The organism is Peribacillus sp. FSL K6-1552, assembly GCF_038005205.1.
Classification (GTDB): domain Bacteria; phylum Bacillota; class Bacilli; order Bacillales; family DSM-1321; genus Peribacillus; species Peribacillus butanolivorans.
This window is the reverse complement of sequence record NZ_JBBOST010000001.1, coordinates 1,286,951-1,311,833: the sequence shown is the minus strand read 5'-3', so window position 1 is coordinate 1,311,833 and position 24,883 is coordinate 1,286,951. Positions and strand designations below refer to the sequence as shown.

26 protein-coding genes are annotated in these 24,883 nt (G+C 38.4%); 7 read left to right on the top strand and 19 right to left on the bottom strand.

Going from position 1 to position 24,883, the window contains the following annotated elements; genetic code table 11:
• Positions 1-5: 5 nt before the first annotated feature.
• From NST21_RS06345 to NST21_RS06335, 3 genes are all read left to right on the top strand, one after another.
• On the top strand, positions 6-524 hold the full coding sequence (locus NST21_RS06345; RefSeq protein ID WP_340452800.1) for a tryptophan transporter: 519 nt from the start codon (positions 6-8) through the stop codon (positions 522-524).
• 619 nt (positions 525-1,143) lie between these two features.
• The gene (locus NST21_RS06340; RefSeq protein WP_056528037.1) at positions 1,144-1,506 is read left to right on the top strand and encodes a YtxH domain-containing protein; all 363 of its coding nucleotides are present in this window, start codon (positions 1,144-1,146) and stop codon (positions 1,504-1,506) included.
• A gap of 189 nt (positions 1,507-1,695) precedes the next feature.
• Positions 1,696-2,274: an HTH-type transcriptional regulator Hpr gene (locus tag NST21_RS06335; protein WP_053344917.1), complete on the top strand. Its 579-nt coding sequence runs from the start codon at positions 1,696-1,698 to the stop codon at positions 2,272-2,274.
• A 7-nt stretch (positions 2,275-2,281) separates the two neighbouring features.
• Here NST21_RS06335 and NST21_RS06330 read toward each other — a convergent pair whose 3' ends face one another.
• Positions 2,282-2,608, bottom strand: a complete 327-nt coding sequence (locus NST21_RS06330; protein ID WP_252432067.1) for a DUF1878 family protein — start codon at positions 2,606-2,608, stop codon at positions 2,282-2,284.
• Positions 2,609-2,794: 186 nt separating this feature from the next.
• Between NST21_RS06330 and NST21_RS28720 the strand changes: the two genes are divergently transcribed.
• On the top strand, positions 2,795-3,379 hold the full coding sequence (locus NST21_RS28720) for a DUF3267 domain-containing protein (protein WP_082527656.1): 585 nt from the start codon (positions 2,795-2,797) through the stop codon (positions 3,377-3,379).
• A gap of 111 nt (positions 3,380-3,490) precedes the next feature.
• Entirely contained in the window at positions 3,491-3,673 is a 183-nt protein-coding gene (locus NST21_RS06325) for a hypothetical protein (RefSeq protein WP_034314696.1), read from the top strand.
• Between the two features lie 112 nt (positions 3,674-3,785).
• Here NST21_RS06325 and NST21_RS06320 read toward each other — a convergent pair whose 3' ends face one another.
• Together NST21_RS06320 and NST21_RS06315 are read right to left on the bottom strand one after the other, a co-directional pair.
• Positions 3,786-3,869 (bottom strand): YjcZ family sporulation protein, encoded by an 84-nt coding sequence (locus tag NST21_RS06320; protein WP_034314699.1) that lies wholly within the window; start codon positions 3,867-3,869, stop codon positions 3,786-3,788.
• Between the two features lie 186 nt (positions 3,870-4,055).
• Positions 4,056-4,139 (bottom strand): YjcZ family sporulation protein, encoded by an 84-nt coding sequence (locus NST21_RS06315; RefSeq protein WP_082527655.1) that lies wholly within the window; start codon positions 4,137-4,139, stop codon positions 4,056-4,058.
• 200 nt (positions 4,140-4,339) lie between these two features.
• Between NST21_RS06315 and NST21_RS06310 the strand changes: the two genes are divergently transcribed.
• The gene (locus NST21_RS06310; protein ID WP_201221719.1) at positions 4,340-5,206 is read left to right on the top strand and encodes a peptidylprolyl isomerase; all 867 of its coding nucleotides are present in this window, start codon (positions 4,340-4,342) and stop codon (positions 5,204-5,206) included.
• Between the two features lie 52 nt (positions 5,207-5,258).
• On the opposite strand, the gene NST21_RS06305 is transcribed toward NST21_RS06310, so the two are convergent.
• The 8 genes from NST21_RS06305 to cysK all read right to left on the bottom strand — a co-directional run bounded on the left by NST21_RS06305 (position 5,259) and on the right by cysK (position 14,305).
• Positions 5,259-5,441: a sporulation YhaL family protein gene (locus NST21_RS06305; protein WP_053344914.1), complete on the bottom strand. Its 183-nt coding sequence runs from the start codon at positions 5,439-5,441 to the stop codon at positions 5,259-5,261.
• A 101-nt stretch (positions 5,442-5,542) separates the two neighbouring features.
• The gene (gene yhaM, locus NST21_RS06300; protein ID WP_053344913.1) at positions 5,543-6,481 is read right to left on the bottom strand and encodes a 3'-5' exoribonuclease YhaM; all 939 of its coding nucleotides are present in this window, start codon (positions 6,479-6,481) and stop codon (positions 5,543-5,545) included.
• Positions 6,482-6,658: 177 nt separating this feature from the next.
• A complete protein-coding gene (locus NST21_RS06295) occupies positions 6,659-7,357 on the bottom strand; it encodes a (2Fe-2S)-binding protein (RefSeq protein ID WP_340888324.1) in 699 nt (232 codons plus the stop codon).
• Positions 7,350-8,174 (bottom strand): ABC transporter ATP-binding protein, encoded by an 825-nt coding sequence (locus NST21_RS06290; protein WP_056528024.1) that lies wholly within the window; start codon positions 8,172-8,174, stop codon positions 7,350-7,352. The genes NST21_RS06295 and NST21_RS06290 overlap by 8 nt, the downstream gene beginning before the upstream one ends.
• 311 nt (positions 8,175-8,485) lie before the next feature.
• Positions 8,486-8,893, bottom strand: a complete 408-nt coding sequence (locus tag NST21_RS06285) for a hypothetical protein (protein ID WP_340888322.1) — start codon at positions 8,891-8,893, stop codon at positions 8,486-8,488.
• A 41-nt stretch (positions 8,894-8,934) separates the two neighbouring features.
• The gene (locus NST21_RS06280; protein WP_340888321.1) at positions 8,935-11,961 is read right to left on the bottom strand and encodes an ATP-binding protein; all 3,027 of its coding nucleotides are present in this window, start codon (positions 11,959-11,961) and stop codon (positions 8,935-8,937) included.
• Positions 11,962-11,977: 16 nt separating this feature from the next.
• On the bottom strand, positions 11,978-13,195 hold the full coding sequence (locus NST21_RS06275; protein ID WP_340888319.1) for a metallophosphoesterase family protein: 1,218 nt from the start codon (positions 13,193-13,195) through the stop codon (positions 11,978-11,980).
• A gap of 186 nt (positions 13,196-13,381) precedes the next feature.
• Complete coding sequence (cysK, locus tag NST21_RS06270) at positions 13,382-14,305, bottom strand: cysteine synthase A (protein WP_340888318.1); 924 nt, start codon at positions 14,303-14,305, stop codon at positions 13,382-13,384.
• A 448-nt stretch (positions 14,306-14,753) separates the two neighbouring features.
• Between cysK and NST21_RS06265 the strand changes: the two genes are divergently transcribed.
• The gene (locus NST21_RS06265; protein WP_056528009.1) at positions 14,754-14,942 is read left to right on the top strand and encodes a YhzD family protein; all 189 of its coding nucleotides are present in this window, start codon (positions 14,754-14,756) and stop codon (positions 14,940-14,942) included.
• A 105-nt stretch (positions 14,943-15,047) separates the two neighbouring features.
• Here the strand turns inward: NST21_RS06265 and NST21_RS06260 are convergent, their stop codons facing one another.
• From NST21_RS06260 to NST21_RS06225, 8 genes are all read right to left on the bottom strand, one after another.
• Complete coding sequence (locus NST21_RS06260; RefSeq protein ID WP_201181981.1) at positions 15,048-15,845, bottom strand: enoyl-CoA hydratase; 798 nt, start codon at positions 15,843-15,845, stop codon at positions 15,048-15,050.
• Positions 15,846-15,937: 92 nt separating this feature from the next.
• Positions 15,938-17,554, bottom strand: coding sequence for a long-chain fatty acid--CoA ligase (locus NST21_RS06255; protein WP_340888315.1), 1,617 nt, complete (start codon positions 17,552-17,554; stop codon positions 15,938-15,940).
• Positions 17,555-18,008: 454 nt separating this feature from the next.
• The gene (locus NST21_RS06250; protein ID WP_340888313.1) at positions 18,009-18,848 is read right to left on the bottom strand and encodes a sugar phosphate isomerase/epimerase family protein; all 840 of its coding nucleotides are present in this window, start codon (positions 18,846-18,848) and stop codon (positions 18,009-18,011) included.
• Between the two features lie 261 nt (positions 18,849-19,109).
• The gene (gene iolG, locus NST21_RS06245) at positions 19,110-20,132 is read right to left on the bottom strand and encodes an inositol 2-dehydrogenase (protein WP_057219540.1); all 1,023 of its coding nucleotides are present in this window, start codon (positions 20,130-20,132) and stop codon (positions 19,110-19,112) included.
• A 74-nt stretch (positions 20,133-20,206) separates the two neighbouring features.
• Complete coding sequence (locus NST21_RS06240) at positions 20,207-21,226, bottom strand: LacI family DNA-binding transcriptional regulator (protein ID WP_056527995.1); 1,020 nt, start codon at positions 21,224-21,226, stop codon at positions 20,207-20,209.
• Between the two features lie 76 nt (positions 21,227-21,302).
• On the bottom strand, positions 21,303-22,262 hold the full coding sequence (locus tag NST21_RS06235) for a sugar ABC transporter substrate-binding protein (RefSeq protein WP_340888312.1): 960 nt from the start codon (positions 22,260-22,262) through the stop codon (positions 21,303-21,305).
• 50 nt (positions 22,263-22,312) lie between these two features.
• Complete coding sequence (locus NST21_RS06230; protein WP_056527988.1) at positions 22,313-23,311, bottom strand: ABC transporter permease; 999 nt, start codon at positions 23,309-23,311, stop codon at positions 22,313-22,315.
• A 4-nt stretch (positions 23,312-23,315) separates the two neighbouring features.
• Complete coding sequence (locus NST21_RS06225; protein ID WP_056527985.1) at positions 23,316-24,824, bottom strand: sugar ABC transporter ATP-binding protein; 1,509 nt, start codon at positions 24,822-24,824, stop codon at positions 23,316-23,318.
• Positions 24,825-24,883 lie beyond the last annotated feature (59 nt).

The window sequence follows — 24,883 nt, the reverse complement described above, 5'->3', positions numbered from 1 at the left end:
AGTAAATGAAAACGAAAACTCTTGTGTCAATGTCCCTTTTAATCGGGATTGGGGCTGCTTTGCATTTTATTGTTCCAGGATTCTTCCTAGGAATGAAACCGGACATGATGCTGTTGATGATGTTTTTGGCGATTGCACTGTTTCCCGAGAAAAAGAATGTATTCATTGTAGCCTTGGCTGCTGGAGCTATCTCTGCCATGACAACAACATTCCCCGGAGGACAAATTCCAAATATCATAGACAAGTTGGTAACAGCTTTTCTGTTTTATCTTTTATTCATCAGTCTTAAGAAGTTTTCAACATCCGTTGTCACCGTAAGTATATTGACTGCCGTAGGAACAATTATTTCCGGCGCTGCCTTCCTTGGTTCGGCTTATTATATCGTCTCCCTACCAGGGCCTTTCGTTGCACTATTCGGAGCTGTTGTCCTTCCTGCCGTACTGCTAAATACAGTTGCGATGGTTATCATTTATCCAATTGTGAACGGCATTGTAAAAAAATCAAATATACCCGCTCATGCTTAAACAGCAGGAATATCATACTTAAAAAAGCACCGGAATGACCGGTGCTTTTTTTCTCCTTATGAATCTGGGATTTAGTCAGCATCTAGACTTATCTCTGACATTAAAACAAATCCTCTGAGGCTTAATGAATCAATACCCACATAAACCAAATAAAAAGCAGAAAGACCCCAGGTAGGCCCAAAGCGAACGCTCTAGTTTGATGCACCCTCTTAGGAGGATAGATACCAGGATTTTTTGCTTTCCTTAGAAAATACCCCATTCCGCACAGGCATATTAGGCCTAATAAAAATATAAATTTCATTATTACCCACCAATGCCATCAATGATCCGACAGCTAGTTTTTTACTATCTATATGCCGTTCTTTCCTTTATATGAAGCATTTATAGATTAATCTTCAAGTTATTTTTAAATATTATATATTTAATAACTAAGTTTAAAAAAATATTTTTGTGATATAAAGATAAAATGGTAGAGACTCTTCCCTAAGGATGAAAATTATGGTATTTTGTTATCAATAGTATTTATATCCCTATATAACTTAATTTCCAATTGATGTTTTTCCAGCAGGGATTTAGACCATGTAAAGCGAAATCAATATTATAAAATGAGGTGATCCTAATGAAAGCAAAATCATTACTAATTGGCTTTTTAACTGGAACAGTTGTAGCGGGAGCAGCAACCTTACTTTCTGCACCAAGTTCTGGTAAAGACTTACGGACTCGCATCAAAACAAACACGGAAGAAATTAAGGCAACCATTGATGAGTTAAAGGTAAAATTGTTAAATATTAAAGATGACACAATGGAAGCTACACAAATCAGCAAAGAAACGGTGAAAACCTTCATTTCAGATGTTCAGGTGGTCATTGAGAACTGGAAGCAGGAAATTGAACCAAATAAAACGGAATTATTGAAGAATGTTCAAGAAATTGAAGATTCTCTGAAAGAATTAGAAACAGTAATACCTTCTCCTAAAAACTAAAAGTTAACACCATCATACAAGGCTGATTCTCCATTTTTCCCAATATTTTACATAGTTTATTAGAGAAAAATGGAGAATCTATTAAAAAACCTTAAATTTTCTAAAAATTTTGCAAATATTATCTTTATTAATTTTTATTTTATTGTCATAATAAATATACAGAATCTGATAAGTAGGTGAGCCCATAAAATGCAGAATAAAAATTATTCTATGAAAGAAGCAATGATTTTTAGTCAACGAATTGCACAATTAAGCAAAGCATTATGGAAATCGATTGAAAAAGATTGGCAGCAATGGATTAAGCCCTATGATTTAAACATCAATGAGCACCATATTCTTTGGATTGCTTATCATCTTAATGGCTCTTCCATTTCAGACGTTGCAAAATTTGGGGTCATGCATGTTTCAACAGCATTTAACTTTTCAAAAAAATTAGAGGAACGTGGATTTTTAACATTCTCCAAGAAAGAGAATGACAAAAGAAATACGTATATTGAGATAACTCCAGAAGGTGAAAGAGTTCTACTTGAGTTAATGGAGTCATATGACCCAAGTAAAAACTCAGCTTTCTCAGGTGCACTTCCACTTCGTGAACTTTATGGTAAGTTTCCGGATATGATCGAAATGATGGCTGTCATTCGTAACATATACGGGGAAGATTTCATGCAAATCTTTGAACGGTCATTCGATAACATTGATCAGGAGTTTACTGACGTTGAAGGCAAAATCACAAAAAAAAAGATAGAGAAAGAAACTGAGCCAGTTTAATTTAATCTCACACTCTATTCATTTCCTTCATGAATGATACATATAAACCTTGTGAGAGGCATGCGTTAATACATTCTTTTATGGTTATTTTAGGATTCAACCTTTTTTCAAATTGAATAAAAAGCGGTCGAAAGTTCATGTACCCTTCCGCTTTTTCTATTTCAAAGCGTTTGCTCAATATATCACATGTCTCCAACAACTCTTCCGCTTCCTTCTTCGTGAAATTTTTTTCCACAAAAAGAAAGTCTAACTTTGCCTCCGGATTACGTATAAGGTTTAATAATAGTTGCTGATGAAAACGGAGTATTTCTATTTCTTCATTTATATTTCCCATACATTATTAATCCCCAATCAATCATTATTTAGCATAAAGACTCCAAACCATTATTCCGCCCAAAATCCACCTTATTCTTCATTTGGAACTCGATTTTATCTTATTGTAGCCTTCTTCATTCTGCACTGTTTTTTATATTCAAACTAAATCCAAAAATTCTATTGCTTTTTCAACTCATTCATCGTAATGTATGTAAGTAAATTCAACGGTCTATGGAGGGCTGATTTCAAAATGAATTCGTGGAAAACAATAGACGTAACAAAACAATATGGGAGTTGCCGTTTAATTATTTTTTCAGTTTTTACTATATTGATGTCTTTTGTTATGATCTATACATTATTAAGTGTCTTTTCAACTCATGTCGTTTTGTATGACGATCAAACAATGGTATTTTTTAGCCTATTGCTCTTATTATATCCTGTTCACAAACTATTACACTATTTACCTCTACGATTACTATGTAAAAAAGTGAAAACATCCTGGTCTTTGAAGTGGAGACTCGTGCTCACATGCAAAATAAATGTGCATTACCCCATTCGAAAGCACCTATATCTCTTGACGCTAGTGCTACCCTTTTTAATTATGTCTGTCATATTAATTGGGTGTGCCCTTAGTTATCCACATTACATCCATTATTTCACTATTTTATTTTCCCTGCACACCGGATTATGTGTATCGGATTTCATTTATATAAAAAATCTAGTTGGTTCGCCAGGGCATTCCTTTATTGAAGAACATGGAGAAGGATACGACATCCTCATCCAAAAGTAATTGATTGTCTTTTTATTCATAAAGATGACTGACAGATTTTTAGGTATCTTTTTTCATTATAATTTGGTATCGTATTTATACATGATGTTTTGTAAGGAGGGATTTTAGGTTTTGATCTCGTTCTGGTTTATTATTTTTGCTATACTGATTCTTTATAATATTAATAGAATGACAAATTCTTTATGTATTCAAAAGGAAATTGCTGAAGACCGGCAGCCTAAAGTATTCAGGACCATTAATGTATTAATTACTATTATGTTATTATCCTCCTATATTGAAATTTTGTATACGTAGAGATGAGCAACAAATGTTGATTATCATTTGTTACATACATTGATGATACCCGGGGCATTATCCACATAAAGAAAAGGGCGAAGCGAGCAGCTTCGCCTTTTTGTTTATGAGTTTATAACCAAGAAGCTCCAATTATGACTAACAGGATGAAAAGAACGACAATTAGAGCAAAGCCTCCACCTATTCCTCCAGACATTGATCTTCCTCCTTTCCATTCTTAAGTAATAGCAATTTCATGCACACTCTTATATCCGCTAAAAGGAATCATTCCTTTCATTAGCTTGTTAAGCATTTTATTCATTTCTTGTTGAGCGGCTACCCTATCCTATTCAACTCCATTGCAAAAGGAGTGGGCACTTTCCATTATTAATTTTGAGTATAACTAGCAAAAGGCTGCCCCTACAATTATTAATAAAATGAATAACACTACTAACAAAGCGAAACCTCCGCTAAATCCATTACCCATTTTCCTACCTCCTTTGTTGTCCTCGATTTATCATATGTTAAGGTTTATTATCCGGTTAGGCATATACCCAATTTTCGTAAAATTCTTATTCATACATCAATATATTATTTTTTGTAAAGTAACCAGAATATGTTATAGTTAATTTTGTGGAAATACTAAGAAGAGCAAACAAGAAACTTAAAACTAGGAGTTGTTTTTTAATGAAGAAATGGGCATTATCGATTGCTGTTACAGCAGGATTGATCGGACTTACAGCATGCAACAGCGACAAGGAAGCAGTCGTAGAAACTAAAGCAGGAGATATATCTAAAGAAGAGTTTTACAATGTCATGAAGGACCGTTATGGTGATACAGTTCTTCAAGAACTTGTTTATGAAAAAGTTCTTTCTGAAAAATATACGGTAACGGATAAAGAAGTTAAAGCTAAAACGGACGAGCTTAAAGAGCAAATGGGTGAGAATTTCGAAACAGCTCTAGCCTCTTCCGGATATAAGAGCGAAGATGATCTTAAACGTGCACTAAAAATCGGCATGCTTCAAGAAAAAGCAGCCATCGCGGATATTACCGTGAAAGAAGCTGAAGTAAAAAAAGCTTATGAAGACTATAAACCACAAATCAAAGCTAGGCATATCCTTGTAAAAGACAAAAAAACAGCAGACGAAGTTAAAGCAAAATTGGATAAAGGCGAAGACTTTGCTAAACTTGCTAAAGAGTATTCTACTGACACAGGCACAAAAGATAAAGGTGGAGAGCTAGGCTGGTTCGGTAAGGGTGAAATGGTTCCTGCATTTGAAGAAGCAGCCTACAAAATGAAGAAAGACGAAATCAGCGCACCGATTAAATCTGATTACGGCTACCACATTATCCAACTGCTTGATACAAAAGAAAAAAAACCATACAAAGATATGAAAAAAGATCTTGAATATGATTTGAAGGTCGCTCAAATTGACCAAACTAAAGTTCAAGATATTCTGGATGCAGAAGTTAAAAAAGCAGACGTGAAGATTAATGATAAAGATTTAAAAGATGCTATTACATCTGGTGGCACAACTAAAGAAGAAAAGTAATTTGAATAGAAAAAGCGACAGGACTTTGTCCTGTCGCTTTTTTTATTTCAGGCTAGGCTCCCTGGTTTATATCCTTTTTGCGCCTCTCTCTTTCCTCTTCCATCCTTTCAATATACTTCTGACCTTCCTTCTCAATCCAAGCATCATCTATAAGGCGTTCTTGCCTAGCTGTCCATATTGACATGACTGCACTAACGATGATTCCAATAAACACAAACCAGATCCATATTGGCATGTCCTTTTCCCTCCCAAATAAGTCTCCTAGTCATTTATTAGAGAATATGCACAAACAAAAAAAATATGCTTCTTTCTCGATTGAGAAAGAAACATATTTCATTAAAATGTTGGTTTATAGAATGAACGATTATCGAGTGCGAAGACTCTTTCCGTAAATTCTCCCGGTTTCACTTTTTCCAATGCCCGGTCCATCATATTTATTTTGGCATCCATGTTATCAATATAATGAAGTACTTCTGCTTCCCTTACCATTGGTGGTTTAGGACTGCCCCATTCAGCTTTACCATGGTGACTTAATATTAAATGCTTGAGGATCATGATTTCTTCTGCATCAATCCCTAATTCCTCTGCAGCTTTACCGACTTCATTTACCATGATGGTGATATGGCCGAGAAGGTTACCTTCAACCGTATATACAGTCGACACAGGTCCAGATAGTTCATGTACCTTTCCAAGGTCATGTAGAATGACCCCTGCATAAAGAAGATCCTTATTGAGCGAAGGATATAGGTTTGAAATGGCTTTAGCTAACCCCAGCATCGACACAACGTGATATGCGAGTCCCGACATATACTCATGGTGGTTCTTAGTAGCAGCAGGAAACGTCAAGAATTCATTCTGATATTTTTTGATAAGGTGTCTAGTTACCCTTTGGATATTTGGGTTCCTCATTTCGAAAATGAATTGAGTAATCGTTTCCATCATTTCATCCTGACTTAAAGGTGCCGTTTGAATCAAATCCGCTTTTGTGATGCCATCAGCATCCGCAGTAAGTCTAATATTACGGATCTTCAATTGGCTTCGTCCTCGATAATTCTGGACTTCCCCCTGCACTTTCACCGTAGCTTCTGCACTGTATGTTTTCTCATCAGTCTCGGAGACATCCCATAACTTAGCTTCAATCTCCCCAGTTTTATCAGACAAAATCAGTGTTAAAAACGGCTTTCCATTACTCGCAACCGCCTTTGTACTCGTTTTAATATACATATATATATCTACTACTTCACCAATTCCATAGTGAATAATCCCATTTCCCATGCGACTGCCTCCGTTCAATTAAATATCAACATTATAACATATCAACCCGATTAGTGCGTTTAGTTTCTATAATAAGTAATAGACAACCCGAAAGAAAAAGACTGGACAGATGAAACTTTTCATCCCATAAGAAAACCAGGCTCGAAGTCAAAGCCTGGTTTTCTTATGATTATCTATTCAACAGTTCTTATTCGGACAGTATGAGCATTTTTCCTGACCGTCAATCTGGTAATATAAACAGCATGTCACTCGTTTATAAGGATTCATGGACTCAGGAATGGTTTTTTCTCCAATGAATCGTTTAAATGGTGAATGCCTTTCTATATTCATCCAAATCTCATCTTCAAGCAGCCTTTCAATGTCCGTTTCAACTCGTGTTTTTATATCTGGCTGTTTCAGTAACTCGGCATACATCCATACCGTATAGCCCCAAATGTTCTCCCAGAGTACAAGTTTCGATATTTTAGTAGCTTTAGAAAGTGGAAGAATAACTTCCGCACCAAACCTGCTTAATATGGATTTGAGTGCTAAAGGGCTATCCTTCTCCGAAACATCTCTCCAACTGTTATTTTTCAGCCAAAAGTTTGGCAGCCAATTCTTATCTTCGGGATTATCCAAGACACCCATGTCCTGAAGTGTACCATTCCAAGTGAGCCGATGCTTGCTGATCATGTACAATTGTGCCGTAACAAAAAAGGCATAACGTCTGAACCACATTGAGGCTGCAACTCCTGTCGTTTCCGCTCCAGTCCGGGCCTGTGCATACTGAAGCAGCCCATCAATATGATCAAACGACTTGGAAACTTGAGCTTCATCTTTGAGGGAAATCCGATACGTTTGCAGCTCTTTTTCTATAGAAGAAGAAAGTTTATGCATTGGCCAGCGCTTTTACCTGACTTTGGGCATAACGCCCCTTTCCAAACGGGATACACATTGGGCTGCCAAAAATCGGATCAAACGAAATTTTACACTTCATTCCGAATACTTGATGAACCATTTCAGGAGTGATAATATCCTCTGGCCGGCCCTGATCATATATCGCTCCATCTTTAAGAGCCACCAGATTATCCGCATAGCGGCAAGCCAGATTCAAATCATGAAGCACCATCACAATTGTTCGATTCTCAGATTCATTCAAATCGAATAATAAGTCCAAAATGTCGATTTGATGTGCCATATCAAGATATGTAGTCGGTTCATCCAATAAAATGATGTCCGTATCCTGCGCTAGGGTCATCGCTATCCAGGCCCTTTGCTTCTGACCTCCTGATAATTCATCGACCGCCCGATCCTTCAATTCTGTTAGGTTCGTTGCTTCAATTGCCTTTTGAACTTTTTCCTCATCCAAAGAGCTCCACTGCTTCAACCAGCTTTGATATGGATATCTTCCTTGTTTAACAAGTTGATAGACCGTAAGTCCTTCAGGGGCAATAGGCGATTGTGGAAGAATCGCCATCTTCCTTGCTACATCCTTCGATGACATGGAAGAAATAGCTTTTCCCTCAAGTAAAACTGAACCGGATTGAGGCTTTAACAAGCGGGCAACCGAACGAAGAAGCGTTGATTTCCCACATCCATTTGCACCAATGAATACGGTGATCTCCCCATGAGGTATTTCTATATTCATTTCATTTATAATTAATTTTTCACCATAACCGAGCGATAAAGACTGTGTGTTAATAGCTGGTCGCATTAAAATACTCCCCTTATTAGTCTAATAATAACAGTTTAATGAAAATGATTATCAATGTCAATTTTAAAAAAGATAAAAACAAAAAAACATAGTTTCTGTTCTTCTTTATGAATACAAAAATAATTATCCTTTAATAAAGTTATCCTTCGATTAAATATATGAAGAATCCTTAGTTAACATTAATATCATCCAATCAAAATTGAACTACCCACCACTTGAAATAAATGCGGGCTTTTCAGTAAGGATAGATGACCCTTCTAGGTAAAATCAAGAAAAAACAAAAAACCTCTCCTATATTGGGAGAGGTTTTTTTAACCAACAAGCAGGCGATTTGTGCAATAAACCAATGATTCATTTCTAATTAGGAAGAACAAATCCTGATCGATAAAAGGAATTAGTTCCTCGGCAATATTCCATGCATTGACTTCTATTTGATAAAGGATATCTGGATTTTTCGTACAGGATAACTCCTCACTCAGCATAGCAAGATTCGGATCTAACGCGTGACCCAGCTCATGGGTGAAGATAATCCAGGTATACTCCTCAAGTCTTTCAAGCGAGCCTAGGACACGTTCGCACTGAATTTCGATATCTCTATTATATAAAGTGATTGTATGTTCTTCGGCAGAATACTTCCCCCCAACACACCGTTTATCAGGAAACTCCTTTTCGATGATTAACTGCAGAGAAGAATCATGATGGTTAACAAACTCATTCATATTCAATGCCTTCACTCTCTTTATTAGTAATTTAAATTTCATTATATTTCAGAAATAATTATATCATTCTCATTTTGATGCAAAACTTGCTTAGATAGCCGAATTACTTGATTTTCGGTGAAATGTTCCAATACATGTTGGTGACATGTAAAAAAGAAAATTTGCCGCTTTTCCGACACCTTTTTCAATAATTCAAGCATCCGTTTTGTCCTTACCCCGTCAAAATTAACAAAACTATCATCAATGATGAGTGGAAATGAATCATCCTCAAAAGTATGATCAGCAAGCGCGAGCCTTAAGGAAACATAAATTTGCTCTGCTGTTCCACGGCTGACCTCCTCAGCACTGAAACTCAAGCCATCACTGCGCTCTACCCAAAGTCCATCACCTGACTGATCAAGGTTTATCTTCCTATAGCGCCCATTTGTTAAAAAGGCAAAATGTTGTTCTGCTTCAGCGATGACCTTCGGGAGACGTTCCCGTTTATATCGGTCTAATGTTTTATTTAATAAGCTTTTGGCTATGGCAAATTTTGCCCATTCCTTCGCTTCCTCGTTAAAAGCCGCTTTTTCTTCATAAAAATGATGAAGTAAATCGTCATAAATACCTGAAGCCTCAAGCTGTTTGATTCTTTGCTTCGTATCGGAGCGCTTCTCCAATAAAAGTGATTTTTCCTTTACTAAATCCTTACGCTTTTGTTCCAATTTTTCAAGAGTATATGTGCTGATTCCCTGTTTATAGAGAGTTTGAATCAGTTCAGACTGCATTCGGGATTGCCCTATTTGAATGTTTAGCAAATCATATTGTTTTTGCAACATGACTTTCTCCTCAAACAAGACCGCGTTTTGACGAAACTCTTCCTCACCCTTAACATGCGCTATGGCAAAAAGCTGTTCCTTTTCCACATCAAGATAGTCTTTTTCTATCGACAGCCGCTCTATTTCATTCGTTAAACTGCTCAGTTCCTGCATCCATTGTGTAAGTTGAACGTTTTTTTCCATCGTATTGTTTATTTCTCGTTTCAAAAGGCTGATTGCGTCCCTCCAAGTGGAGGGCTCCAGATCAATCCCTAGAGCAAATTGAAATAAAGCCTCCGATTTACCTTCAAACTCTGAATGTAAAAATTGATATTGTCTGATTTTTTCATGTTTCCTTTCAACGGCTTCCTTCCACTTCTCAAGCAATTCAAATACGGATTCAAGATTGATTTCCACACCGGAATAAGGCATCCCCCAGCCATTAATGATGGTGCTCACCTCTTTATTTAGTCGGTCCCTGCTTGCTTCCCAGGCGGCGTATTCCTGGATAGTCGTTTCGAAGGCTTCCTCTCGCTCTTCATATTTAAACCGTTCATTTTCGAGCTGCCTTTGAAGACGGTAATCTTGTTCCAGCAGTTGCCCCATCGACTCTCCTTCAATCTCTCTGTTAGTTTTTTCCTCACTCTCAAATACAGCCCTTTTCCTTTTTGCTTCATCAAGTTGACGGGTAAACCCGGACAATATATCATCTCCCTTGAATAAAGACCTAGAAACTGCAAACAAAACGGCCGCTGTCAGAAGTATACTTCCTACTAATATCTGGTCACTGAAAAAGCTTCCTATTGCACCCAAACAAAAAAGTCCTATTAAACTGCCATTTATGAGCAGCGAACGTTTGCGATTATTCTCCTCCTTCTTCTTCTGTAATTTCAATTGTTTTTCAAGCTCCAAAATTTGCTCATCAAGAAACAGGATTTTAGCTTCTTCCGAACCGGTACTATTCTGCTTGTTATATAAAGACTCCAGCTTGTTTCTTTTTTCTTCTGTCAATAGCTGTTGCTTTATCTCCTTTAAGCGTGCTTCCGTCGTTTCTAGATTCCCTTTTTGCAATCCATATTTTTCATCGAGCTGTTTTTTATCATTTTGCAGACGATGCTTCTCCCTCTCTGCTTTTTTTACCTTTTCCTTATTGAATGTACTGATATCGAGTTTCCTGATTTCTTCATCAGAAACATCCCAGAATAATTCCTGCTTTACCTTTTCAATATTCTTTTCTTCCATCAGCCTTTCATGTTCCGCTTTGCGCATGTCCAACTCAAGCTTATCTAGCAATGACCCTTGGTCGATTGCATGTTCAATTCGTTCTTTATGATCCTTGATAAACGGGTTGATCTCGATTTGTACTAGATTTTGTTCAAGTTGCTCTACCTTCTCAGTCAAGGCGGCTAGTTGGGCATTAATTGGCATTCCAACTGCTTGTAACTGTTCAAACCTTTTTAAACCATCAACAGGAAAACTGACATCCTTAATCTTACTGTGTCTTGATTCAATTTCTTCCCGTTCCTCAAGCAACGGTTTAATTCGTAAAAAAGTACTCGAGTTAACATGGCTTACCTCTATCTCTTGGATCTGGTCCGTGATTTCAGAAAGTTCACCTGTAAGTTTTGTTTCTTCCAGCAGTAAAGCCGTATATGACTTTTGTTCATCTTCTGCCGCTTTCACCTTTTTTTGCACTTCTCTGAGTTCTTTTAATCTGACATTTAGTAGAGGTTTATGACCTGATGGCTTGAACCTGAGATCCAACTCTTTTTGCAGCTTCGTTTCTGCCTCGAGAAGTTTATCGTTCCCAATCAGCCCGGCTGAAAGCAAATATTTACTCATGGTTCCTTCACTGAGTGTATGTAATCCCTGCAGACCCTGAAGGTCGAAAGAAAAAATGGCTTGGTAATAGTTTTTATCAACTCCATGGAGAATATCATTCAGTTCTTGCTCGCCTCCAACGCTCCCGTTTTCGAACGTCACTTTCACATCACCGGTGGCTTTTCCCTTCACCCGTTCAATAAAGATTTCCCCGTCCTTTTTTGTGATGAGAGTGAGTCTCCCGCCATATTTGGCATGCATTTTAGGCTCGTAACGCGGTTCATTTTGAACTTTTGTTGGAAACCCAAAAAGAATACTATGAATGAAAGACATGATTGTGGATTTGCCCGATTCATTTTCTCCAAAGAAGATTTGCAGCTGTTTCATTTCTGGAAAACGTTGATTTTCCAGTTTGCCATAACCATAAACATGGAGGTCTTTAATTATCAAACCATTTTCCTCCTTTTTATAAAGATCCTTTTGATTCAAAAACCTGCAAAAGCCATCTTTCTGCTTCATCCATAAGCTCCTGCTGCTCTTCTACCTCTAAGGAATCAAGGAATCTTCTTGCTCCTGGCTGCTTATAAAGCGGTGCCAGGGCAGTCTCAATATCCTCAAATTCAGAAGCAAGCATTGATATTTCAGCCACAAACGGCGTTATTTTTTCTCTCGAACTTACCACGGATATAGGCTGAATGATTTTGATTCTATACAGCCAAACAAACGACTCACCTTGCTCCTCATCCTGTAAAATCCTGGTCAATTCTTCAAGAATTTCACCATAATAGTTTACTGAACCTACAATGTCCAACTTTATCTCTAAAAGATAGCATCTACCATCAAAGCGCTTTTTCTCAAGAACATCCTTGCATATCTTATACAGAGCATCAAAATTTGAATCTGCAGAAATTTTTATTGTTTCACTTTCCCATATCACCCCGGAGGTTTCGATAAAGGAATGTCGCTTAGTGTCACCGTCCAGTTCGACTAGTAGGCAGCCTTTTACGCCAGACTCCTTACGATTTCTACCTTGAATATTCCCTGGGTAAATTACAAGCGGGTTTTCTGATACCACCTGATGCTTATGAATATGGCCCAATGCCCAGTAATCAAAATCTTTGGCACAAAGTTCCTTTAGCGAAAAAGGGGCATATGGGCTATGCTCAGAATTTCCTTCTAAATTGCCATGAAGTAGACCGATATGGTAATCTGCCCCTTCAGCTTTTATGTATGTTTCGATCATTCGCTCTGTTACATGACGCCGTGGATAACTAAATCCATAAAGGTGGACAGACGTTCCATCGCTTTTTTGAAACAATTTCACTTCGGTTTGCCCCGAAAAAACGTGAACATTTCCCGGAAGCTCAACCGTGACCCATGATCCGCTGAGATGATCATGATTTCCATGAATGATAAAGGCTGGAATCTGGTGTTGCTGAAGTTTTTCCATTTCGCTTCGAAAGCGGACCTGTGTCCGAAGACTTCGATTTTCCCCATCAAATAAATCACCCGATAACACAATAAAGTCAACCTGATGGAAAATTGCCTCATTAATCATTTTTTGAAAGGCCTTAAAAGGACTTTCTCTTATTTCCATTAATAAAGATGGCGGCATATCCTTCAATCCGGAAAAAGGACTATCCAAATGTAGATCGGCCGCATGAATGAACTTCACACTGCTCACTGAAATCACCTCGGTTCCTAACATCAATTTACTTTTATTTTAACATAAATAGAACATACTTTCTCATCTGAATTACAGTACTGCCGTTATAGTAATGGATCGGGATAACCAGTATCGGCAAATTTAGGAGAAAAAAGACCGAATGGCAGACACTTTGTTTCGTGCACAGCATTCGGTCTCTACTATTTATTTAAAAATATCCATACTTAAGTAACGTTCACCATTATCCGGTGCAATGCAAAGGACACGTTTTCCAGTTCCAAGACGACGAGCTTCCTGAAGGGCAGCCCAGACAGAGGCACCGCTTGAAGGCCCGATTAATATACCTTCCTTCGCAGCCATATCCTTCATCGTCGAAATCGCATCTTCATCTGCCGCTTGCACAATTTCATCAAACACTTCGGTATTTAAAATGCTTGGTACAAAACCAGGGCTTGTACCTACCAGCTTATGGGGACCTGGCTTCCCTCCTGAAAGAACAGGAGAACCTTTAGGCTCGACAACGATGACTCTTAAATCAGGAAGTTGTTCTTTTAACGCTTCACCCGTTCCTGTAATCGTTCCACCTGTTCCGGCAGTTGCGACAAACACGTCCAACTTGCGGTCCATCTGCTCTAAGATCTCGACCGCTGTCGTTACTCGGTGGATATCAGGATTGGCTTTGTTTTCAAACTGCTGAGGAATAAAGCTATTCGGAATCTCTGCAGCAAGTTCTTCGGCTTTACGAATTGCTCCTGGCATCCTTTCTGACGCAGGAGTGAGGACAACCTCCGCTCCGTATGCTTTTAATATGTTAATTCTTTCTTTTGACATATTATCCGGCATGATCATAATAGCCCGATAGCCTTTTGCTGCAGCATTCATTGCAAGTCCGATACCTGTATTTCCAGAGGTGGGTTCAATGATTGTTGCTCCAGGTTGAATAATTCCATCCAGTTCAGCCTGCCTAATTAAGTTAAAGGCAGCCCGATCTTTTACGCTGCGACTCGGATTAAAATATTCAAGTTTCACATATACTTCCGCGTCACCCTCCGCTGTTAAATGATTAATTCTAACAACTGGTGTATCTCCTATCAATTCCGTAATATTATTTACGATTTTTACTGTCATTCAAAAAAGTCTCCTTTCGGCTTATGCACTTTCTACTACATTATTATATCATTTATGATTTTTTGTTTTAAGGAAAGAATTCCGCTTAAATAAATAGGTTTAATTTTCATTCTGTCCAAATCAGTGTCAAAATAAAAAGCATACTCATAGAGCCCAGTAGGCTATAGAGTATGCTTCCTCATTATTTACCAGCTTCTATTTCTTTTAAAGGCTTTTTTTGATATGGCTTTGCAAGGTCAGGCGTCGCTTCTGATAAAATGAAGTCGGATTTTTCAAAAGCGGCCTGAATGAAAACGGAATCTATTGATATTCTATAAATTAATAATGTTTACTAAATATATTTTCCTTACATATAATAGTCAAAATTGACAGATAATGATAAAATTTTCAATAACCGTTTAAATATTACGAAAAAAACAGTCTATTATTTGAAAAGGGAGTTTTGAAAATGAGCAGAATATACAAATTAACCGTATTTGAACCGTCAGGGGAAAAACTCTTGGATGAATCATTTACGGCTGAGAATGATGAACATGCAAAAGAATTAGGTCAAAATCTATTAAATGAAAAAAACTATCAAGATCAAACACATCGCTGTACATCACCCGCAGGCGCGTTATTACTTTTTCATCGTTGATTGGAAAAATGGAAGCGTGATCATTTAGATGTCGACTAAGTTTTATACATCTTCTTTCTGATTATATAAAAAGGCAGTCACAATATCGTGACTGCCTTTTCCGTTTCATTTTCCGATAAAATTTGGTCTTCTTTTTTCAACGAAAGCTTTTATTCCTTCTTGGTGATCCGCTGTTTGGCGCATTTTAAATTGGGCAGCTTTTTCAATTTCAAGCATCTTTATTAATAATGGACGATTTTTTTCACTAAGAATCTTTTTCGTCTTGATCATCGCTTGAACAGGACTTTTCAGCCATCCTTGTACTTTTCTCTCTACCGCCTGCTCCAAAGTTCCATCTGCTATTTCGTGAATGAGGCCTTTTTCTTTAGCCTCCAGCGCTGTTAGCACTCTACCTTCCCAGATTAATTCTTTCGCTCCCACTTCACCAAGACGTCGCTCAAGGAAGAAATGTCCACCCCCATCAGGAATTAATCCAATGCCGATAAAGTTCATGGCAACCTTACTTTCTGAGTCAGCAATAAGATGGTCAGTTGCAAGCGCAATACTCAAACCAAGACCTGCTGCTGCACCGTGAATGGCACTGATTGTCAATTTAGGCATGAAATATAAGGTTGTTACTAATTCACTAATTCCATCCATCAGGTCATTAAAACCATCTTCTTTATCAGGTGCGAGCATCATTTTAATATCTCCGCCTGCTGAAAAAGCTTTCCCATTGCCTTTTAAAATGACGACGTCCACGTCCTCATTCTCACTTACTTCTTTAAGAGCAAAAATAAAATCATTTAGCATTTGCGGATTTAATGCATTCATAGCCTCTGGACGATTCATAGCAACAGTTGCTGTTCGTTCCGAATATGTGACTAAAACCGTACCTGAATTTAATGATGTTTCATTACTCAATCTATTTCCTCCTCTTTCATTCTATAAATTTATTATATATGCTCACTCTACTATCGTAATAGAAAAAAGTTATATTTATTCAATTTCACCTTTTATTTCTTAATATATTTATCCTGAAGCTGATCACGCAACGCCCTTTTCAAGAACTTCCCTACACCCGTTTTTGGAATATCATCCAAAAAGACTACTTCATCCGGTAACCACCACTTAGCAAACTGCGGTTTTAAAAATTCTATTATGTCTTCTTGTGATACCTGCTCTTTATATGCATCCTTCAAGACAACACAAGCAATTGGGCGTTCCTGCCATTTTTCATGAGGCACTGCAATGACTGCCGCCTCAAAGATACCCTCATGAGCCATTAATGTATTCTCTATATCTACAGAGGAAATCCACTCTCCACCGCTTTTGATTAAGTCCTTCGTCCGATCGACAATTTTCACAAAGCCTTCCTCATCTATCGTGACAACATCTCCGGTATAAAGCCAGCCATCTTTAAACGTCCCCTCTGATCGCTCATCTTTAAAATACTCATCCGCTATCCATGGGCCCCTTATAAGTAATTCTCCCATTTCTTTTCCATCCGCTTTCACTTCACCATCCTGCCCGACAACTTTAATTTCGATCATCGGCGAGACAAGCCCCTGCTTGGCCTTCAACTCATAAAGTTCATCCTCAGGTAAGTCTTCCTGATAGCTTTTTGGTTTGGAAACAAATACGAGCGGGCTTGTTTCCGTCATACCATAAGCATGCAGGAATGGAATACTGTACTTTTGCTCAAAAGTTTTAATCATGCTTTTTGGAGCCGCCGACCCTCCGCATAAAACAGCGCGAATACTGCTCGTATCATGGCTACCTTCTTCAAGCTCCTTCAACAACCCAAGCCAAATCGTCGGAACTCCTGCAGCGATTGTGACCTTTTCCGTTTCTATAAGCTCTGCCAAAATTTTCGGGGTAAAGTTTGGTCCCGGTAAAACCATCTTTGTGCCAAACCAAACACTCGCAAATGGCATGCCCCATGCATTAACGTGAAACATTGGTACGACTGGCAAAGCCACATCCCGTTCGCTTATTGCTGTAGAATCAGCAAGGCCCAGCGCAATCGCATGCAACAAAATTCCGCGATGTGAATAAACCACACCCTTTGGATTTCCTGTCGTGGCGGATGTATAACACATGCCGGCAGGTGCATTTTCATTTAAATCCTGAATGAATGGTTGCTTAGGATTCCCTTCAGCCAATAACTTTTCATAATGGTAAACAGGTGATAGTGTCGTTTCAGGCAGTTCATCATTATCAGTCATAATGATGTAGCCTTCTACCGTTGTTAACTCATCTTTAATCGTTTCCAACATTGGGATGACATCAGGATCTATTAGCAATAATCGATCTTCCGCACTATTGACGATAAAAGAAACATGCTGAGGAGACAGACGCATATTAATTGTATGTAGGACAGCCCCATGACAAGGAATCGCAAAATATGCTTCCAAGTGCCGATGATGATTCCATGCAAGTGTTCCGATCCGGTCACCTGTCTTGATACCGAATTTTTCAAGGTTACTCGCTAGCCTTCTTGTACGCTCAGCAATTTTTGCATATGTAAAAGTGTGAATTCCACCGTCCGTACGCGAAACTACCTCTTTTTTTGGAAAATATTTTTCAGCTCTCTCAATGATTTGCGTCATAATCAATGGAGTATCCATCATAACAATCTCCCCCTTCTCTAGAAAACGCTTTCACATTATATATTCGACCAGAAAAAAAATAATCCTTTTTCCCTAGGTACGGTTTTACATTTTATTTTAAGACTCTGATTTACATTATTGGTTAAACAAAAAAAGGACCTTAAACTTGATCCTTTGTCTGTCTTATTAAGTTCTTACAACCCATAACTCTAGAGGGACCTAAAAAAGAAAATCGCCGTCAAAGATTTGGAATTTCCTAATATCCATCGTCTTAAAAATGGATATTCAGTACTATGAGATGGCCTTAGAAAAAGAATACCCTCAGAAAGAGAATCTCAGATAATCCCTAAAAAGAAAAACTACAATATTTATTTATTTAAGGTTAAAAAGTCAATTAACTATTCTTTCCCTTTAATGACTTCTACCTTAAAGCTTTAATACCGCTTGGTTACCGCCAGGTACATGAATTAAGATGCTATATAGAAGCCTTGGTCAGCTCCTTTAAATAAATCAAGGATTCTTCTGCATAGGTATAAATTAGGTTCATTGCTGGATATCCTTTACCTGCTTGGAAAGGATCAACCCCTGGAGCCATACATTCCACAACAATATGACCATTAAAACCAGATTTATTTATACCGGATGCAAATTGTCCAAAATCAATATGTCCCCTGCCAAGAGCTCGCCTGTTGCTATCCGCAACATGGATAATTTCTAGATGTTCTTTTGTTTTCAGAAATGGTGTTTCCATATCTTCTTCTTCAATATTCATATGGTATGTATCCAATAGCATTTTCACTTTTGGATTACTTACCTCTTGAACAAATCGCAATGCGTCATCTCCGCTGTTTACTAGACAGCTTTCATACCTATTTAATGGTTCAATCACAAGTGTAATATCTAATTCACCTGCTTTTTCAACTAATTTTTGGACGGAATCAATGGCCCATTTCCAATCCTCCCCATTTAATCCCATCGGCGAAGTCTTTCCGACAGCAGAAGGACATACAACGAGGTATTTTCCTTCTACCTCCTTTACAGCCTCTATCTGCCTTCTAAAATACTCTATAGCTTTTTGACGATTTTCCGAGTGAGCATTGGCAAGGTCTTGTTCTTCATTTGGCCAGCCTGAATCTCCTGTCAAACCTCCAATTTCCAAAGACAATTCTTTGGAAAGATGTAAAAGGTCTTTCCACTTATAGTCATTCACAGCTGCTCGAACTTCTATTGCATCATATCCTGTTTGTGACACAAATTGCATAACCTTTTCTATAGGTATATCGCCGAAAATCCAGCTACATATTGAAAGTTTCATTACATTACTCCCTTATTGTTAGTAAGATCACTTCCAAAAAAGTTTTTCGTAAAACTTTCTCTCTGACACTAACTGGCTTTCCAATTGCTGCACCTCGGACTGTTAATACTATTAACCTCGGGTGTTACCTATCAGTCAAAAAGCCTGCGCACTTTTAGTAACGCAGAAGTATTTTCTTAAATTCCCCGGCAAAATTTTCGCATCCGGCTCTAGAAGCCATTTCTATTTCAGCTGGTTCATATTATTCTTTCTTCCTTTTAATTAATATGTAGCGGTTTGGTCAGTCTGCTTCAACTGAACCGGAATTCCCGTTTCTAGTGATTGTTTTGCAGCTTTAGCAATACGCTCAGCTTGTATGCCATCAAAGCCACTACAACTCACTTCAAGGTTTTCAAGACATGCCGATGCAAACTCAGTTACTTCATCTATATATGCTTGAGTGTAGCGTTCAAGGAAAAAGTAAAGCGGCTTTTCTTTCTTTACATGATCATTTGTTGAAACCTCAACAGTTGTTGCCCTGTTGTTATCCACTTGTGCAGTACCCTTATCCCCAAAAATCTCAAGACGTTGATCATATCCATAGACGGCACGGCGGCTATTATCGATAACCCCTAGTGCACCATTTGCAAATTTCAAAGTTATGATGGCTGTGTCGATATCGCCTGCTTCCTCAATAGCGGGGTCCACTAACACAGTTCCATTTGCAAACACCTCCACAACTTCACTGCCCATAACGTAGCGAGCCATGTCGAAGTCATGAATCGTCATATCCATGAACAATCCGCCTGAAGATTTAATATAATCAGCACTTGGCGGTTGAGGATCACGTGAAGTGATTCGCAAAATATGAGGTATCCCGATTTCACCTTCTTGAACGAGGTTTCGAATCTTACGAAAATTCGGATCAAAGCGACGGTTAAAACCAACTTGAAGCTTTACACCTGCACTTTTCACCGCAGTAAGTGCTTCTTCTGTTTCTTCCACTGAGAAGCTAATTGGCTTTTCACAGAAAATATGTTTTCCAGCTTCAGCCGCTTCTTTAATAATATTTGCATGTGTATTTGTTGGTGAGCATATAAACACTGCTTGGATTTCAGGATCACTAAGCAATTCAAGGTAATCCGTTGTCAATACTTCAATTCGTTTCTCTATCGCCCACTCTTCAAGATGTTCAATTGCAACATCCGAAACACTTTTAATTCGGATTTGCTGAATCACCTTCAAATTATCTACATGTAATCTTCCAATACGACCTGCTCCAATAATTCCAACAGTCAGTGTCATTGACCTAATCCCCCTAATTAAGCGCTTAACCTAATAAATAAAATACCGGGTTGTAACCGGTTGGCTCATTAAGCTTAACTTTTTATTTCTTTTAAGTCTCTTACTGAATTACGTTCTATAAGTACTGGTGCAAGCATGATCCTATGCCCAGATTTATTCGGCTTTTCAATTGACAGCAACAGTTGATTAATGGCATAACTTGCCAATTCATCTATAGGTTGAGCGATTGTCGTTAAGCCTGGGTATGCTATTTCTGCATGTATGGTGTTATCAAAACCAATCACCGATATTTCATTAGGAATAGCTACATTTTCCTTTCGTGCTTCATTCATAAAAATGGCAGCAATTAAATCTGTTGACGCAAATACCGCAGTGGGCCTATTCTCTAATTTTAAAATTTCCTTGGCAGCTATTCTGGCGTCTTCAATTTTTGATTTAGAATGAATCACTTGTTCTTCATTCAACTTAATCCCCTCATCAATCAGTGATTGTTTAAAGCCCTCTAATCGAAGGTTTCCACTTGCCCGGTTTAATTCGGCAATCACTGCAATATGCCTATGTCCTTTATCCAACAAATAACGCCCTGCAAGATATCCACCCCGTATATCATCTGTCGTAACAACATTAGTTGTAACAAAAGAGGGGTGATCGACTGAGAACATCAAGAGTGGGAAATTCCTGCTTTGAAGCTTCTTAAAAACCTCCCGATCATTCGGTTCAGTTGCGATGATAATTCCATCCACCTGTTTTTTTATAAGGAGCTCTAAATAGTCGTGTTCCCTTTCCCGTTGATAATCTGTGCTGCATAAAATAATGGCATAGCCAATTTCACGAGCATTATTTTCCAGGGCCCTCGCAACCTCAGCAAAAAAAGGGTTTGAAATATCAGGGACAAGCACTCCGATTGTGAATGTCTTCTTCCCTGTCAGCGCAGCTGCAACAGTGCTTGGCTGATATTCAAGTTCTTGCATGATTTCCGTTACTCTATTTCTCGTTTTATCGCTAATTCGTCCTGTTTTATTTATCACCTTTGATACCGTGGCAATTGAGACGCCTGCCTTTTCTGCTACATCATAAATTGTAGGCTGCTTCATATGTTTTCAAAACTCCTCCAAAATATCCTTTACTTTATTTTAGCATGAAGGAATTTTGCGGGTACTATAGTTTTCCTTATTTTGAAATACTTTTTAAGAATTCTAATTTTTCTTCTGCATTTTTTACTGTTATGATGTCAATCCCGCTATCTAATCGCTCATCAATCTTGTCCCCATTTATAGCTTTCAAGGCATTTTCAACACCTTGATACCCCATGTTATATGGGCTCTGGGCTATGGTGCCAGCCAGCTTGCCTTCCAAAATGGATTCAACTGCTTCTTCCGTTCCATCAGTACCAATAACTTTAATATCCAGTGCTTTTGCTTCTACAGCACGCAATACACCTAATGCCATATCATCATTTGCTGCGAAAACACCTTTAACATCTCCATTTTTCTGCAAAATATTTTCCATTACTGACATCGCTTTTGTTTTATCACTATCTCCAGGTTGTTCTGCAACAACTTCCAGACCCGCTTCTTCAAGCGCTTCTTTCGCCCCTTTAATCCTCGCATCAGTAGCCGGATTGCCGAGTGCTCCTGAAATTAAAACCACTTTATCTCCTTTCTGAAGCATAGAAGCCAACAATTTCCCACCTTCCAAACCTGCAGTCCGGTTTTCTGTTCCGATAAAGGTTGTTTTTCCTTCAAAATCAGCATCTGAATCTATAAGTAATACAGGTACATTCTGAGCTGCGGTTTCTAACACCGGTACAACCGTTTCAGGTTGTGAAGGAGCGACTACAATTGCGCCAGGTGACTGATTTATTTGATCTTCAAGCATATTAACTTGCTGGATCACTTCCGACTCTGCAGATGGACCCACCACTGTTACAGTTACCCCAAGGTCCTTACCAGCAGCTTTTGCTCCCGCCTCTACATATTTCCAGTAAGGACTTGATAAAGTTTTTAAAACGACTGCTACACTTTCACCTTCACCGCCGCTCGCTTTTTTATCTGCGTCGCCGCAACCAGTCACTAATGCCATACACGTTACCATTAATGTCGCTCCAAACCATTTTAGTTTCCTATTCATTCTTCTACCTCCAAATTATAGTGATATACTTGAAATGAATTTATAATTGATCATCTTTTTTTACTTTTGCGTTGACGGAGTACGTCAACAAAAACGGCTGCGATAATTACAAAACCGATTACTGCCATTTGGAAATCAGCAGGAACGTTCAGAAGGTTTAAACCATTTCTGAGCACAGCAATGATCATTGCCCCAATTAATGTACCCCAGACAGTACCGACGCCTCCCATGAAGCTAGCGCCACCAATAATGACTGCCGCTATTGCATCAAGTTCATATGATTGACCTGCAAGAGGGAACGCGGAATTTACTCGTCCAACCATTACAAGTCCTGCAAGACCTGCCATTAAACCACTAATTGTGTATACTATGATCAATACACGATCAACATTGATACCCGAGAGACGAGCGGCTTCTTTGTTACCACCGATTGCGTATATATATCGCCCTGTCTGTGTCCTTGTCAAGAAAATATGAAAGATGATATATACAGCGATTACTAGAAGGAAGCTAACAGGTATGGGACCTACAAATTCCCGTCCTAAAAATTGGATTAAATATGGAAAACCAGCAATTGGAGCCGCTGCCGTAATGATTAGTGCAATTCCACGTGCAATATTCATCGTACCAAGTGTAGAAATAAACGGGTGGGGCAAACGTAATTTCGTTAATAGCAAACCATTAATTAAACCGAATCCAGCGCCTACGAACAGACAGGCAAGAAGACCCAAGATTGGACTTAATCCCATCGTGACGGAAACAATTCCCATAACCATGATAGAGACTGCAAGAATGGAACCAACAGATAAATCAATACCGGCTGTTAAAATCGGAAGAAGCATGCCTATTGCAAGTATGGCGTTAATAGAAGACTGACGAGCAATATTCATGATATTGTTCAATGTCATAAACTTGTCCGATAGAAATGTCAGGACTGTCGTTAAAAGGATAAGACCGATTAATGGCCCAAATTTACTTACGTAAGTCTTAATGGTTCTACTTTGTTTTGGTGAATCATTCTCTGGTTTTTGTATGACTGCTTCATTCATAATTTCATCCTCCTGTTGCCGCCTTCATTATTCGTTCTTGAGAGGCTTCTCCAATTTCTAGGTCAGCGGTTATTTTCCCTTCACTCATCACTAAGACCCGATCACATATACCAAGAATTTCAGGAAGATCAGAAGATATCATCAGCACAATGGCACCGCTTTCAACTAACTGATTCATTAAGCGATATACTTCAACTTTTGCACCAACATCAATCCCTCTTGTAGGTTCATCAAAGATATAAACCTTTGCTTTTGTGCATAACCATTTGGCAATAACGACTTTTTGCTGATTTCCCCCACTTAGATTTCTAGCATGAAGATCTATGTTATTTGGGCGAACTTTCAATTCCTTTATATAATTTATTGCTTCTTCACGTAGACCTTTTAAATCAACGAGTCTTAATTTATTCGTAAATTTATTCATATTAGCCATGGCAATATTAAAATCTAGCGGCTGATCCAGTAAGAGACCTTCACTTTTCCTATCCTCCGTTATAAAAGCAATGCCCGCATCAATTGCATCCCTAGGTGATTTGATTCGAACTTCCTTTCCATTTATGAAGACCTTTCCATTCCCCCGGTCATCTGCACTGAAAATAGCTCTTGCTAATTCTGTACGTCCAGCCCCAACTAGTCCGGAGATGCCGACTATCTCACCGTGTCGGATCGAAAAGCTTACTGGTTCTTTTGACCCGGCCACTTCCATGTTTTCAACCTTGAACCCTTCACCGCCAAGCGTAAATGATTGCTTAGGATATTTCTCATCCAGCGCCCGTCCAACCATCAACTCAATCCAATAATCAGTTTCTGTTGTCTTGACCGGTAGCGTTTCTATTTTAAATCCGTCGCGAAGGATGGTAAGCCTATCGCCCATTTCTCTGATTTCATCTAACCGATGGGAAATGAATACAATCGCAATGCCCTTTTGCGTAAGTTGTTCTACACATCGATATAGCTGCTCCACTTCTGTTCCACTAAGACTGGAAGTCGGCTCATCCATAATGATTAATTTAACATCTAGAGTAAGCGCTTTCGCAATCTCCACAAGTTGTTGCTGCCCGATTCCCAGCTCCCCCAATTGCTTATCTGCAAGTTCAGGGCTCTGGCCAAGCATCTCCAAACAGCGTTTTGCTTCCTTACGCATTTCATTTTGATTAAGTAATGAAAATTTTCCGCCACGTTTCAATTCCCTTCCAAGGAATATATTTTCATATACCTTTAATTCAGGAATGACATTCAATTCTTGATAGATCGTAGCAATTCCTAGATTCATAGCATCAAGGGGTGTATCAAGTTGGACAGAATTACCTTCCCAAAAAATTTCTCCGGAATCCTTTTCATATGCTCCTGTTAAAATTTTAATAAGTGTGGACTTACCTGCACCATTTTCCCCTAGTAATACATGAACTTCACCTGCCATTACATCTAAATCAATTCCTTTTAAAACATGGTTTTGACCAAAACTTTTTTTAATCCCTTTCATTTCGAGGAGATACCCTGAATGATTAACCATGTGCAAACCTCTTTTCGTCATTTACCTTTTCTTTTTAAAGAAAGCGCTTTCCTAACTAA

Excerpts from the sequence above, each read along its gene's own strand:
- NST21_RS06345 (WP_340452800.1), top strand. The coding sequence starts at position 6 with ATGAAAACGAAAACTCTTGTGTCAATGTCCCTTTTAATCGGGATTGGG.
- NST21_RS06340 (WP_056528037.1), top strand. The coding sequence starts at position 1,144 with ATGAAAGCAAAATCATTACTAATTGGCTTTTTAACTGGAACAGTTGTA.
- NST21_RS06335 (WP_053344917.1), top strand. The coding sequence starts at position 1,696 with ATGCAGAATAAAAATTATTCTATGAAAGAAGCAATGATTTTTAGTCAA.
- NST21_RS06330 (WP_252432067.1), bottom strand. The coding sequence starts at position 2,608 with ATGGGAAATATAAATGAAGAAATAGAAATACTCCGTTTTCATCAGCAA.
- NST21_RS28720 (WP_082527656.1), top strand. The coding sequence starts at position 2,795 with ATGTATGTAAGTAAATTCAACGGTCTATGGAGGGCTGATTTCAAAATG.
- NST21_RS06320 (WP_034314699.1), bottom strand. The coding sequence starts at position 3,869 with ATGTCTGGAGGAATAGGTGGAGGCTTTGCTCTAATTGTCGTTCTTTTC.
- NST21_RS06315 (WP_082527655.1), bottom strand. The coding sequence starts at position 4,139 with ATGGGTAATGGATTTAGCGGAGGTTTCGCTTTGTTAGTAGTGTTATTC.
- NST21_RS06310 (WP_201221719.1), top strand. The coding sequence starts at position 4,340 with ATGAAGAAATGGGCATTATCGATTGCTGTTACAGCAGGATTGATCGGA.
- NST21_RS06305 (WP_053344914.1), bottom strand. The coding sequence starts at position 5,441 with ATGCCAATATGGATCTGGTTTGTGTTTATTGGAATCATCGTTAGTGCA.
- yhaM (WP_053344913.1), bottom strand. The coding sequence starts at position 6,481 with ATGGGAAATGGGATTATTCACTATGGAATTGGTGAAGTAGTAGATATA.
- NST21_RS06295 (WP_340888324.1), bottom strand. The coding sequence starts at position 7,357 with ATGCATAAACTTTCTTCTTCTATAGAAAAAGAGCTGCAAACGTATCGG.
- NST21_RS06290 (WP_056528024.1), bottom strand. The coding sequence starts at position 8,174 with ATGCGACCAGCTATTAACACACAGTCTTTATCGCTCGGTTATGGTGAA.
- NST21_RS06285 (WP_340888322.1), bottom strand. The coding sequence starts at position 8,893 with ATGAATGAGTTTGTTAACCATCATGATTCTTCTCTGCAGTTAATCATC.
- cysK (WP_340888318.1), bottom strand. The coding sequence starts at position 14,305 with ATGACAGTAAAAATCGTAAATAATATTACGGAATTGATAGGAGATACA.
- NST21_RS06265 (WP_056528009.1), top strand. The coding sequence starts at position 14,754 with ATGAGCAGAATATACAAATTAACCGTATTTGAACCGTCAGGGGAAAAA.
- NST21_RS06255 (WP_340888315.1), bottom strand. The coding sequence starts at position 17,554 with ATGATGGATACTCCATTGATTATGACGCAAATCATTGAGAGAGCTGAA.
- NST21_RS06250 (WP_340888313.1), bottom strand. The coding sequence starts at position 18,848 with ATGAAACTTTCAATATGTAGCTGGATTTTCGGCGATATACCTATAGAA.
- iolG (WP_057219540.1), bottom strand. The coding sequence starts at position 20,132 with ATGACACTGACTGTTGGAATTATTGGAGCAGGTCGTATTGGAAGATTA.
- NST21_RS06240 (WP_056527995.1), bottom strand. The coding sequence starts at position 21,226 with ATGAAGCAGCCTACAATTTATGATGTAGCAGAAAAGGCAGGCGTCTCA.
- NST21_RS06235 (WP_340888312.1), bottom strand. The coding sequence starts at position 22,262 with ATGAATAGGAAACTAAAATGGTTTGGAGCGACATTAATGGTAACGTGT.
- NST21_RS06230 (WP_056527988.1), bottom strand. The coding sequence starts at position 23,311 with ATGAATGAAGCAGTCATACAAAAACCAGAGAATGATTCACCAAAACAA.
- NST21_RS06225 (WP_056527985.1), bottom strand. The coding sequence starts at position 24,824 with ATGGTTAATCATTCAGGGTATCTCCTCGAAATGAAAGGGATTAAAAAA.